The 13151-nt window shown below is 47.6% G+C and carries 10 protein-coding genes; 1 reads left to right on the forward strand and 9 read right to left on the reverse strand.

What is annotated here, in order from left to right; all coding sequences use genetic code 11:
- Nucleotides 1-107: 107 nt before the first annotated feature.
- The 9 genes from trpB to leuC form a co-directional block, all read right to left on the reverse strand.
- Nucleotides 108-1358 carry a tryptophan synthase subunit beta gene (gene trpB, locus ACVBEF_RS07220; protein WP_447123262.1) on the reverse strand — a complete coding sequence of 417 codons (1251 nt, stop codon included), beginning with the start codon at nt 1356-1358 and terminating at the stop codon, nt 108-110.
- A gap of 68 nt (nt 1359-1426) precedes the next feature.
- Nucleotides 1427-2095 (reverse strand): phosphoribosylanthranilate isomerase, encoded by a 669-nt coding sequence (locus ACVBEF_RS07225; protein ID WP_447123293.1) that lies wholly within the window; start codon nt 2093-2095, stop codon nt 1427-1429.
- Between the two features lie 109 nt (nt 2096-2204).
- The gene (gene truA / locus ACVBEF_RS07230) at nt 2205-3023 is read right to left on the reverse strand and encodes a tRNA pseudouridine(38-40) synthase TruA (protein WP_447123263.1); all 819 of its coding nucleotides are present in this window, start codon (nt 3021-3023) and stop codon (nt 2205-2207) included.
- Between the two features lie 142 nt (nt 3024-3165).
- The gene (locus tag ACVBEF_RS07235; protein ID WP_447123264.1) at nt 3166-5748 is read right to left on the reverse strand and encodes a FimV/HubP family polar landmark protein; all 2583 of its coding nucleotides are present in this window, start codon (nt 5746-5748) and stop codon (nt 3166-3168) included.
- Nucleotides 5749-6056: 308 nt separating this feature from the next.
- Nucleotides 6057-7190, reverse strand: a complete 1134-nt coding sequence (gene asd, locus ACVBEF_RS07240) for an aspartate-semialdehyde dehydrogenase (RefSeq protein WP_447123265.1) — start codon at nt 7188-7190, stop codon at nt 6057-6059.
- Between the two features lie 52 nt (nt 7191-7242).
- Nucleotides 7243-8313 carry a 3-isopropylmalate dehydrogenase gene (leuB, locus tag ACVBEF_RS07245; protein WP_447123266.1) on the reverse strand — a complete coding sequence of 357 codons (1071 nt, stop codon included), beginning with the start codon at nt 8311-8313 and terminating at the stop codon, nt 7243-7245.
- A gap of 127 nt (nt 8314-8440) precedes the next feature.
- Nucleotides 8441-9088 carry a 3-isopropylmalate dehydratase small subunit gene (gene leuD, locus ACVBEF_RS07250; RefSeq protein WP_447123267.1) on the reverse strand — a complete coding sequence of 216 codons (648 nt, stop codon included), beginning with the start codon at nt 9086-9088 and terminating at the stop codon, nt 8441-8443.
- A gap of 92 nt (nt 9089-9180) precedes the next feature.
- The gene (locus ACVBEF_RS07255; protein ID WP_447123268.1) at nt 9181-9303 is read right to left on the reverse strand and encodes an entericidin A/B family lipoprotein; all 123 of its coding nucleotides are present in this window, start codon (nt 9301-9303) and stop codon (nt 9181-9183) included.
- Nucleotides 9304-9321: 18 nt separating this feature from the next.
- The gene (gene leuC / locus ACVBEF_RS07260; protein WP_447123269.1) at nt 9322-10722 is read right to left on the reverse strand and encodes a 3-isopropylmalate dehydratase large subunit; all 1401 of its coding nucleotides are present in this window, start codon (nt 10720-10722) and stop codon (nt 9322-9324) included.
- 292 nt (nt 10723-11014) lie between these two features.
- Here leuC and ACVBEF_RS07265 point away from each other — a divergent pair, with 292 nt between their 5' ends.
- Nucleotides 11015-13093, forward strand: a complete 2079-nt coding sequence (locus tag ACVBEF_RS07265; RefSeq protein ID WP_447123270.1) for a reprolysin-like metallopeptidase — start codon at nt 11015-11017, stop codon at nt 13091-13093.
- Nucleotides 13094-13151 lie beyond the last annotated feature (58 nt).

Here is a 13151-nt window from a genome sequence, read left to right on the forward strand (position 1 = left end):
CATGCGCCAATTGCGCCCTCAATGAACAGCAACGATGAACGCTATAAGAAAAATGCGACACACCATAAGCTGGCGTGTCGCTCATTCTAACTAGCACAACGACCCGTTCAGACTTTCAAACGCTCAGCGACAGTATGCATATCTTTATCACCACGACCAGATAGATTGGCGAGGATAATTTTGTCTTTCGGCAAAGTCGCTGCAAACTTGGCTGCGTAAGCGAGTGCATGCGCCGATTCCAGCGCCGGTATAATGCCTTCGATCTGACAGCAGGTATGAAATGCCGCTAGCGCCTCATCGTCAGTGATGGTCTCATAGTTAGCGCGGCCAGAGTCTTTCAACCATGCGTGCTCAGGACCAACACCGGGATAATCCATACCAGCAGACACAGAATGGGTATCAATGACTTGACCATTCTCGTCTTGCAATAAATATGTCCGGTTACCATGCAAAACGCCAGGTGAACCTGCAGTCAACGAAGCCGAATGCTTCCCACTATCCATACCCTCTCCTGCAGCTTCGATACCAATTAAGCGCACATCGCGATGATTGATATAAGGATAAAAAATACCCATTGCGTTAGAACCGCCACCGACGCAGGCAACGACGTAATCCGGTTGACGACCTGTCATTTCCGGCATTTGAACGAGACATTCTTCCCCAATGACAGATTGAAAGTCACGCACCATCATCGGATATGGATGCGGCCCTGCAACCGTCCCGATAATGTAGAAAGTATCCTCCACGTTGGTGACCCAATCCCGCATCGCTTCATTGAGTGCATCTTTCAGGGTCTTCGAACCAGATTCAACCGGGATCACTTTCGCACCCAGTAACTCCATCCGGTAGACATTTTGCTTTTGACGCTTGACGTCTTCACTGCCCATGTAGACAACGCACTCTAAACCGAAACGTGCGCAAATCGTGGCTGTTGCAACGCCATGTTGGCCCGCGCCAGTTTCCGCAATCACTCGCGGTTTTCCCATACGCTTAGCCAGCAATGCCTGACCAATTACATTGTTAATTTTGTGTGCGCCAGTGTGATTCAGATCTTCGCGCTTGAAGTAAATTTGCGCGCCGCCCATTTGTTCGGACCAGCGTTTAGCATGGTAAATAGGACTAGGACGACCAACAAAATGTTTTAGTTCGCTTTCAAACTCAGCTAAAAAATCAGGATCATGCTGATAGTGCGCGTAAGTCTCTTTCAGCTCCTTGAGAGCGAGGGTAAGCGTTTCCGATACAAAACTGCCTCCGTAGATACCAAAGTGGCCTCTGGCGTCGGGCAAGTTGTAGTGTGTAGCTTGAGTAGCTGACGCTTGAAGTTCAGCGTAATGCTCAAGCGGATTAAGTTCTTTCATTTGTTTCTCTCTTCAATGACGTATGAGGGTAACTTCTACCTGATGCGCGCAGAAAATATAGCGCGCTATCAATCAATAATGGCATCCGCCTGACGCACCGCATCGATAAAGGCACGTATTTTAGCGGGATCTTTAATGCCCTTTTCCTGCTCAACACCACTACTGATGTCGACTGCATAAGGGCGAACGCGAACCACCGCGTCAATCGCGTTTTGTACGTTCAAGCCACCACTTAAAACGACCTGAGGCGCGAGTTCTTTTGGGATGAGAGACCAATTAAACACCTTTCCACTACCACCATAACCATCAACTAAGGTATCGAGCAGCAAACCGGTACAGAGCCGACTTCCTGATCGATAATTCATATTGCATTCTATCAAATCGGCAGCAACAGTTGCGCTCCCTATGCGCATCGCGCGTAAAAAAGGACGATTTACCCGACTAGCTGCAGCATGGCATTGGGCGGGGCTTTCATCACCATGAAATTGCAGTAGCGACAATGGTGCTATTGCAAGCGTAGTAGTAATCTCATCGGTTGTTGCGTTGACAAATAAACCAACCGCAGTAACGAATGGTGGCAACACACTAATAAGCTCCAGTGCACGTTGCGGCGTGACATAGCGCGGACTTTTTTTATAAAAAACAAAGCCAATCGCGTCGGCTCCTGCAGCAACTGCCGTCTCCACATCCTGTTCACGCGTCAAGCCACAAATTTTAATTCGCGTACGTTGGTTCATATATATTGATAGATTAATTTTGTTAAATTGCCATGCAAAATAATTGGCAAAGATTCCGCTCACAAACGGCTCACTTTTAAGACGGATTACTCATTAAGCTTGGATTCCCTTACAACCAAGGCAATATTTGGCTTTCTGTTTGTGGCAAGTTCCACTTCCGATCATATTCAACTTTAGCCAAATATAATCCATCTGGCATAAAAGTTGGTGCGGCAAGACTACGATCACGTTGCAGAAGAAGATCAGCTATCCATTGAGGTGGCTGTTTTCCATTCCCAACAAAAATCAAAGCGCCAATCATGTTACGCACCATATGGTGTAAAAATGCATTGGCACGTAAAGTGAACACAATCAGATCGCCGCTAGTTTTGATACTGACTTCATGCATAGTGCGCACAGGGGAACGCGCCTGACACTCAATGGCTCGAAACGCCGAAAAATCATGCGTACCGACAAAATACTCTGCGGCTTGCTGCATCATCTCCAGATTCAAAGGGCGAAATGTCCATCCAACCTTGTTCACCAACAACGGCGAGCGTACCGGATGGTTGTACAGAAGATAGTGATAAGTACGCGCAGTAGCGCTAAAGCGCGCATGAAATTCCTGGTCGCCATCGACATGCGCGGTCGCCTCTGCATGTGGCACCTCACAAGCCCAACGCACTGCAACCGATGGTGGCAAAAAAGCATTTAAGCCACGCACCCAAGACGATGTTTCACGCATTAATGCTGTGTCAAAGTGCACTACCTGCTCCAGCGCATGAACACCTGCATCAGTGCGTCCGGCACAAATAGTCGATACTTTTCTCTGTGTAAATTTTTGCAAGGCATGTTCTAACCTATCCTGAACGGTTTTGCCGCCAGGCTGGGTTTGCCACCCCTGCCAGGGAGTACCGTCATATTGGACTCCGAGAACGATTCGCTTCAAACCAACTCCACTTTAAAATATCAAAAAACAAATAGCAGAACTTTGTAATTAAGTACTAAGTATTGTGCCGAAAAGGCAAACGGGCGCAAACATATTGCTGCGCCCGTCAAATACCAACTATTACTTAAAAATTAATACATTATTACGCTAGGTTTGTGAGCAACGATTTAGCCGTATCTATCTGATCCAGGTCGCCGCCCTTCAGCACTTCCTCTAACAATTCACGCGCGCCTTCGATATCACCAATTTCCTGGTAAGCGACCGCAAGATCAAGCTTAGTCGCCATTTCTGCATTAACAACATGGATAACAATCTGCTGAGAAATATTTTCATGAGAGTGCGCATGGGTATCTTCTACGACATCAAGATTAAGATCCATCCCAGACAAATCAAACTCTAACGGCTTAGCCATCGCCACTTTTTCCGTAACAACGGATGCTGGCGACGTAATCTCATCAGAAAGTGTTTCAACATCCAAATCTATTGGCGAATATTTATACGGCTGCGCGACCTGAGACTTATCCAGCTCCAGATCAACTGTCTCCATTGCAAGCCAGGAAGACGCTGGTAGTGAAGGTGCAATAACCAGATCAGGCTTGCTATCATCAACATTCAACGGCGCGAATAATTCAGCGACTTCCTTAGCTGACTCCAATGGGGTGTCTACAGCGTGAATAAAAGGTTCGGTAACTGCATTCAAACCATCATAATTAAGGTCATCCAGTAGTGGATTCGGTTCAGTCATAGAAACCGCGTTTGTCACCACTTGCTCTGATTTCAGACCCTTTCCATAAAGCGGATTAGTCGGGTCTATTGTAAAACCTAAAGCAATAGCTTCCTGCCACTCCTCGCCGGCACCATTAGTCAGACTATATAGTTCATTAGCAAGAACCCCAAATGCTCGCACATCTTTTCGTGCTGCATAAATTTCCAATAATTTGACACGAATTGCATGACGATTCGGCTGGCTGCGCAATGCTTCTTTCAGAATTTCTTCTGCCTGCACATCGCGACCGTACGCAATGTAGACATCTGCTTCTGCGACAGGATCAACGTTTGTATCAAGATTACTCACCGACGGCACAAAGCTAGAGTTAAATATACTATTTTTTGTATCGACACTCCGACCTCCGGTAGACCCGAATAGCGAATTTGTCCTTAATCCGGAATTGGTCAATGTCGCTTCGCCACTATCCAGAAACACTTGTTGCTTGTTACGACGGAATCGATGAATACCCAGACCGGCAAGCAGTAGCGCCAATACTCCGGCTATCGATAATGACAATGGACTATCTGCCAAACTTCCCAAAAAACTCGGCTCTGGTGGTTTTGCCGCAGCTACCTTCGGTGTAGCAGGTTTAATTACCGGCTTGGCGCTTGTGGTCTCCACCGACGTAGTAGTTGCCTGTTTACCAGACGCTGTCTCGGTTGCAGGTGTTGCGGCATTCTCACCACTAGCGCTGGTCTGCTTTTGTAGTTCGTCTAAACTCTTATTTTTTACATCCAGAATTTTTTGTAAATCACTAATATTTTTCTCTAACTCCTTGACGCGTGAGCTCGTTTCAATGGCTGCTTTTTCGCGAGAAATTTGTTCTTCAGTGGCCGCAACTAACTTTGTATCAGACTTTAAGTCATCACCTGGACGCGATAATTTAAGCTTGTCTTTCGCATCATTCGCTGGATTAGCCTGTTCCTCTACTTTTGTGGTGATTTTTCCACCAGCACTTTGATTTGCATCAACAGCATTATGAGGAGTCGCTTTTGCCGTTTGGTTAGCCAAAATATCGCGGTAACCGTTAAAATCTTTTGATAGTGACAAAATGATATTTGACGCCTCTGAGCGCGTCACTGCCCGTGCATTATTGGCACTAGGAATCGACAATATCTGGCCGCTGCGCAAGCGGTTAATATTATTAGCGATAAATGCATTTTCATTACTACGATACATCGCCACCAGCATTTGATCGAGGGATACGCCAGTCGGTAAATTATCGATAGCTATGTGAGAGAGCGTGTCGCCTTTCTTAACGAGATAATCAGACTCTGTTTTTGCACTCGTTGCAGCAATAGCTTCAGGTATCTTTGTCGTTTGCCGTACAGCCCGATCAGTTTGTAATAATTTTTTTTCTGTGGAGCGCGGCGGCGGGCTGTACACTAACCGATCATTTCTTGCACCGGAAAGGAGGGCTGTCGTATTTGTTGCGGATGCTAGCGGAGTCGCTGTAGAGGCCGACGAAGATGATCCCACGCGCTCAGGTGTCGTAATCTGTGCAGCTTGCGGTATCCGCGAATCAGCCGGATCAAGCAATACGTTGTATTCCCGTATTACGCGTGTCTTGGTACCCCCCAACTCCATCAATACAGCAACAAAAGGTTCATTAATCGGCTGCGTGGAAGTTACACGTACAAATTTACGTAAGCCACGTTGATCAATCGAAAATTGCAATGAAAGTAAAGCAGGATTGAAGTCAATATTGGCTTGCTTGTAAGCATCAACGGACGCTAACTTTGCAACTAATTGCGACTCTTCGTCCTTAGATACTGAAGTGAGCTCAATTTCCGCCTTAAGTGGCTGTCCCAACGAAGACAATATTGTTATTTTACCTAAACTCGCTGCATGCGCTCCGGCCATTAATACTGTTGCAGAAATGACTGCCGAACTAAGCGTTTTCAGGCCAGCGGAAATAAGCTTGCTCGATGGGTTTAACCTCTTATTATGTGGCATGAAAGATATTCCGTTGGCGTAAGTTGAAAGACAAATCTCGCGTTTTTATCGATGCTATTCCATAAGTTATAAAATAACAACATTTGCTATATATACTCAAACAAAGGTGATCTTTTATACAGAAGAAGCCCGCTATATTCACAATGATGAAAATAGCGGGCTACGTCGGAAAACAGCGACGAGACAATATCATTAAAAATATGTCAGTTTGTGACTAGTTTATTGGTCTTGCCTGAAAACATCATTTTTTGGATAAATATTAGTCGCAATACATGACGCATGACGAATATTTTCACAATTAAGTTAATTTACTTATCCAGAATAATACGCAACATGCGGCGCAACGGCTCTGCAGCACCCCATAGTAATTGGTCACCGACAGTAAATCCAGATAGATAATCGCCACCCATCTCTAACTTACGTAAACGACCAACCGGGATCGTCAAACTACCGGTCACCGCTGCGGGTGTGAGCTCGCGCATGGATGCTTCACGGTTATTAGGAACCAACTTTACCCATTGGTTGTTACTTGAGATGATGTCATTGATCTCATCAAGCGGGACGTCTTTTTTAAGCTTGATCGTGAGTGCTTGTGAGTGGCAGCGCATAGCACCGACGCGGATACAAAGACCATCCACCGGAATAGGTTTTTTATCACTGCTAAATCCTTCGCCGCGCCCAAGAATTTTGTTGGTTTCTGCGCCAGCTTTCCATTCTTCTTTGGACTGACCATTACCCAAGTCCTTATCGATCCAAGGAATCAGATTGCCTGCAAGAGGTACGCCAAATTGCTTGGTTTCATCCGCGGAAAAACTATGCTGCTTTGCCAATACTTTTCGATCGATTTCAAGGATTGCAGCTGCTGGATTATCAAGTAGCGACTTGACTTCAGCATTGATGGCGCCGAACTGGGTTAGTAATTCGCGCATATGCTGCGCACCGCCACCGGATGCTGCCTGATAGGTCATCGAGGTCATCCACTCAATCAAATCATGCTGAAATAATCCGCCCAGCCCCATCATCATGCAAGAAACCGTACAGTTGCCGCCTACGTAGTTTTTTACTCCACGCGTCAGACCATTCTTAATAACATCCAAATTAACGGGATCGAGCACAATGATTGCATCGTCCTCCATGCGCAAGGTCGATGCTGCATCAATCCAATAACCAGTCCAGCCAGCAGCACGCAATTTCGGGAAAATCTCGCCAGTATAATCGCCGCCCTGACAGGTAATAATGATGTCGCATTTTTTCAACGCTTCAATATCGTTGGCATCTTTTAACGTTGTTTCATTTTTTGCCAATCCTGGCGCAGTTCCACCAGCATTTGAAGTTGAAAAAAATACCGGTTCTATGTGGGCGAAATCGCCCTCTTCCTGCATACGCTGCATCAGAACTGAACCCACCATGCCACGCCAACCGACTAAACCAACTAATTTCATCATCATTTCCTAAACATGTTCACAACAATTTATTGTCTTAATTTGCACAAAATTAAGCCAGCGCCCTGACCACTGCCTGCCCCATTTCACTGGTACTTACCTTTGTAGTGCCAGCCTCATAAATATCACTGGTGCGCAAGCCTTGAGCAAGGACTTTCTTGACCGCAACCTCTATTCGATCTGCCTGCTCGGCCTTATTCAGAGAGAACCGCAACATCATCGCAGCTGACAGAATGGTTGCTAAAGGATTGGCAATGCCTTTGCCTGCGATATCTGGCGCTGAGCCATGCGAAGGCTCATACAAACCTTTGTTGTTAGCATCTAACGATGCGGATGGCAACATCCCAATTGAACCGGTCAACATTGCTGCGGCATCCGACAAAATGTCACCAAACATATTGCCAGTGACGATCACATCGAATTTTTTCGGCGCACGCACCAATTGCATCGCCGCGTTGTCGACATACATATGCTCCAACGCGACATCTGGATATTCCTTGTGAACATCAGTGACAATGTCGCGCCAAAATTGAAAAGTTTCGAGCACATTTGCTTTATCAACACTGGTCAAACGCTTGTCGCGCTTTTGCGCAGTCTGGAACGCTACGTGGGCGATGCGACGAATTTCAGTTTCGGCGTAACGCATCGTATCAAAGCCTTCGCGCTCCCCCTTAAACGCGCCATCAGGGGCAGTACGCACACCGCGCGGCTGTCCAAAATAGATATCACCGGTCAATTCCCGAATAATCAGAATATCCAGGCCGGATACAACTTCCGGCTTCAGTGTCGACGCGCCAGCCAACTCCGGGTACAGAATCGCCGGGCGTAAGTTAGCAAACAGTCCCAAATTTTTACGCAAGCCAAGTATCGCCTGCTCAGGACGTAACGACCGTTCTAATGAATCGTATTGATAATCGCCGACTGCGCCGAATAAAATCGCATCCGCTTCTTTTGCCAGCTTAAGTGTCGCGTCTGGCAGGGGATGGCCATGCGCGGCATAACCAGCTCCGCCTACAGCGGCCGTTTCCAATGTAAATTGCTCGTCAAGCGCATTGAGTACGTTGACTGCTTGCGCAATAATTTCTGGACCGATGCCATCGCCTGGCAGAATTGCAATTTTCATGTTTTATATGAGGTAAGTTCAAAAAGTCGTTGAAATGCTTGCTCACCACGAAGGAGTGTGGATTTTACAACGCAATCAATGCTTTGCAGGACGGCGGTACCGCACCGGCTACAAAGCATTAAAAATATTAAATCGTATTTGCCAACCAAGGTTGTTCAAATAGATGGCGATCTTCGAATTCGCGAATTTTGTCAGCCTGACGCAGCGTCAAACCAATATCATCAAGGCCATTGAGCAAGCAATATTTACGGAATTCACCTACTTCAAACGGATAGCTCACACTGCCACTGCCAGTCGTTACAATTTGTTTTTCCAAATCGATAGTCAGACGAAAGCCGGGAAAAGCCTTCACTTCGTCAAACAAACTATCCATCTGCGCTTCTGGCAAGACGATCGGTAGCAAGCCGTTCTTATAGCAGTTATTAAAGAAGATATCGGCAAAACTAGGCGCAATAACCACCCGAAAACCGTATTGATCCAGCGCCCACGGTGCATGCTCGCGGGATGAGCCGCATCCAAAATTCTTACGCGTCAATAGAATTGAGGCACCTTGATAGCGCGCCTGATTCAACACAAAATCGGGGTTGAGCGGACGTTTGGCGTTATCCATGCCTGGCTCACCGTGATTCAGATAGCGCCACTCATCAAACAGATTCGGCCCGAATCCGGTACGTAGAATAGATTTTAGAAATTGCTTCGGGATAATGGCGTCGGTATCGACATTGGCGCGATCCAGCGGCGCGACCAAACCATCTAATACGGTAAATTTATTCATGACATTTATTCCAAAAATAAGGACATTTGCACACTAGCAACCCGTCGGACTCAGGAGGAATCGGCTGCTAGCGCAATTGCTAACGAATACGTCTACTTTCCCTGAATTTTTTCACCCACATGCTCCACATCCTTGCCGAAGCCATGCATCGTATTGCATCCGGCGATCAAAGTAGCGGCCACAGCAAGAATGCAGAAAGTAATGATTTTTTTCATATTTAAAAATGTAAAAGATTAAAAAGTGCGCACATCCACGAAATGACCAGCGATACCTGCTGCCGCTGCCATGGCTGGACTGACCAGGTGGGTACGACCACCTGCGCCCTGACGACCTTCAAAATTACGATTCGAGGTAGAGGCACAACGTTCGCCAGGATCAAGACGATCGGCATTCATCGCTAAGCACATTGAGCAACCCGGCTCACGCCATTCAAAACCGGCATCTTTAAAAATCTTATCCAGACCTTCACGCTCAGCCTGCTCCTTCACCAGCCCGGAACCTGGCACGACCATCGCCAACTTCACATTTGAGGCGCGGAATTTGCCGCGAACGACTACCGCTGCTGCGCGCAAATCTTCTATGCGTGAGTTTGTGCATGAGCCTATAAATACTTTGTCGATACGGATATCTGCCATCGGCGTGTTTGGTTTCAAAGCCATGTAAGCCAACGCTTTTTCCATGCCATCCCGCTTAGTAGGATCTTTTTCCTTGTCAGGGTCTGGCACACGACCATCAATCGCGACGACCATTTCGGGTGAGGTACCCCAAGTAACTTGCGGTTTAACGTCAGCAGCATTTAGAGTAACCACCAGATCAAACCTGGCACCAGCGTCTGTATGCAAAGTACGCCAGTAACTGACAGCGCGCTCCCAATGCGGTCCGACGGGCGATAATGGACGGCCCTTAACGTAGTTGATCGTGGTGTCATCCACCGCGATCATGCCAGCACGCGCACCGGCCTCAATGGCCATGTTGCACACTGTCATCCGACCTTCCATCGACAGCGAACGAATGGCTGAACCACCGAATTCAATCGCATACCCAGTACCGCCGGCGGTCCCGATTTGACCGATAACTGCCAATACAAGGTCCTTTGCAGTCACGCCATTGGGAATCTGGCCGTCAACCTGGACCAGCATGGATTTGGATTTTTTGGTTAATAACGTCTGGGTTGCAAGTACGTGCTCGACCTCAGAAGTACCAATGCCATGGGCCAGACAACCGAAGGCACCGTGCGTTGACGTATGCGAATCGCCGCAAACTACCGTCATGCCGGGTAATGTCGCGCCTTGTTCTGGTCCAATCACATGCACGATCCCTTGACGTAAATCGTTCATGCCGAAATAAGTCAGGCCATATTCCTTGGCGTTCGCATCCAATGTTTCAACCTGCAGGCGTGAAACCGGGTCAACAATGCCATGCGCGCGATTGGTGGTAGGAACGTTGTGATCGGCCACGACCAGATTGGCCGGAACGCGCCAAGGCATGCGCCCTGCCAGCTTCAGGCCATCGAAAGCCTGTGGGCTAGTTACTTCGTGTAATAGATGTCGATCGATATAAAGAATCGCCGTGCCATCTTGTTCAGTGTGGACAACGTGGGATTCCCATAATTTGTCATAGAGCGTTTTTAGCATGATCAATCGCGCACAAGGACGCGCTAAGCAGTGAAATCAGCCTTAGATTATGCCATAGTTGTCAGGATCAAATTTCGATTGCGCCATCCAAAACAATATAAAAAATCTCACACATTTAGCCCTATTTGATATCGACTTAAACAATCTCAAGCCGACTTGCAAATAGCGCTCATCGCAGGATCGGTTACGAACTATTCAAACTACCTATGATCACCTTCATCGCGCGTTGCCTACAGGCATTGCTTTACTTGCGCACAATTTGATGAATGCAGACCAACCATAGGATTTAACCATGATTGAAATTGTTACCCCCCGAACTCTCCGCTACTCAGGATTGTTGCTAACAAGTCTATTTGCCTCATCGGCGTTTGCTGCCAATTCAGAAGCGTTTTGGCAAGATCTACCGTATCCGCCTAAGCATTCCGAAAAAACAGCGCTAAAACAACCAAGCCAGTTACGTACATTAACGCTTGATTTTGCTGACCTGAAAACAGAATTAGACACTATTGGCGTTGCGCGCTCAGACGCCAATAGCAGAGGACAAAAGGTAAAGAATCCGACCGCAACGTTAGCAATGCCACTACCAGAAGGAGGCTTCACTGAATTTCTCATTACCGATTCAGGCACTATACCGCCTCAGTTAGCCCAGAAATATCCGGATATCCGTAGCTTTAAAGGAAGTGACGGACAAGGACGTAATCTGCGACTGGACATCTCTGCGCAAGGAATGAAAGCAATGGTGTTCGATCCAAAAGGCGCATGGTTGGTACAACCAGCGGAAACATTGGGTGGCGGTGTGAATTACGCCAAGGCGAGCGGCGATCAATACTGGAGCTTTCGTCGCAATGCATTACCCGCCACAAAAGAACCATTCAAGGAAAAAATCTTAAATTCGACCCAAGCACCGCAACACTCACATCCACATTCAGATGCTGAAAAAAACAACATCAAAGCAAGAGCCATTACCGGCAATGTACGTCGCGATTATCGTATTGCCATCGCGGCGACCAGCGACTATACAGCGAGATTTGGCGGTACCGTTGCAGGGGGCCTGGCGGCAGTCAGCCATATGCTCAATCGCATCAATGAGATTTACGAAAGAGATTTCGGCGTCCATCTGACCCTGATTGCCGATAATGACAAAATCATCTATACCGATCTCGCAACTGACCCCTATCAGGACGGCGACATACTGGAACAAAATGTCGCCAATTTAAACAAGGTAATAGGACAGGCCAATTTCGATGTCGGCCATGTCGTCAGCATTGGTGACGGTGGCATCGTAGGGCGACTCGGCAGCACCTGCGTCAATACCTTGGACCTCAACAATAAAGCGGCCGGCACGACGGGCCGGGATAATCCTGTCGGCGATCCGTTTTATGTCGATTTTGTAGCGCATGAACTGGGACATCAGTTCGGTGCCTGGCATACCCATAATAGCTGCGGGGGTGGAATTGGTACTTTTCCGTATATGAGCACTCTGCCGGCATCAGCAATTGAACCCGGCAGCGGCTCCACCATCATGGCCTATGCAGGCTTATGCGACGACACTGAAAATCTGCAAAACCATTCAGATCCCTATTTTCATGCGTCCAGCATAGATCAAGTACATGCATGGATTTCCGGCAAAGGCGGATCATGCGCCGTCAAACGTATCAACACCAACGATGCGCCATGGATAGACCCTGAATCGATGCCTGGCGGAGGCTTCAGGACACTCACGATTCCAGCCAACACACCGTTCGTCTTAAATGGAGAGGCGAGCGGGAACGTTGACGCAGTCTTAACCTATAGCTGGGAACAGTTTGACGCCCATCCCGGAAGAACAGTATTAAGAGACGACGGCAAAGGACCGATTTTCCGTTCGTATTTACCCAACACCAGCGGTGAGCGGGTATTCCCAAGAATGGCGGCCGTACTCGGTGACGAACCGTTGGGCAATGGAGAAGTTTATCCCGTCACCAATCGCACCCTCACATTTCGCCTGACGGCACGCGACAATCTCGACACGCAAGCAACGACAGCCAGTGCCGATACAACCATCAATGTCCTCAATACGGGCCGTCCTTTTGCCGTCACCAGGCCCAACAAAATTGTGGGGTTCAAGGGTGGCTCAAAACAAGTCATCAGATGGGATGTCGCAAAAACCGATAAGGCACCCATTTCTTGCAATAAAGTGCGAATTGATTTGTCTGTTGATGGGGGATATACCTATTTAACGCGACCATTGGCAGAAGCGGTGCCTAACAATGGTGCCGCCCGGATCAGCATGCCGCGACTAAATGAAAGTACATCGAAAGCACGCCTCAAAATAAAGTGCCTGGACAATGTATTTTTTGCGGTTTCGCCAACCAACTTCGTCATTCGCTAGCCACAATCAAGTAGTTGGCAGAGGGAGGTAACACTGAGTAGCGCCTCCCTCACCAACT

The sequence above is a fragment of the Glaciimonas sp. GG7 genome (assembly GCF_052976905.1).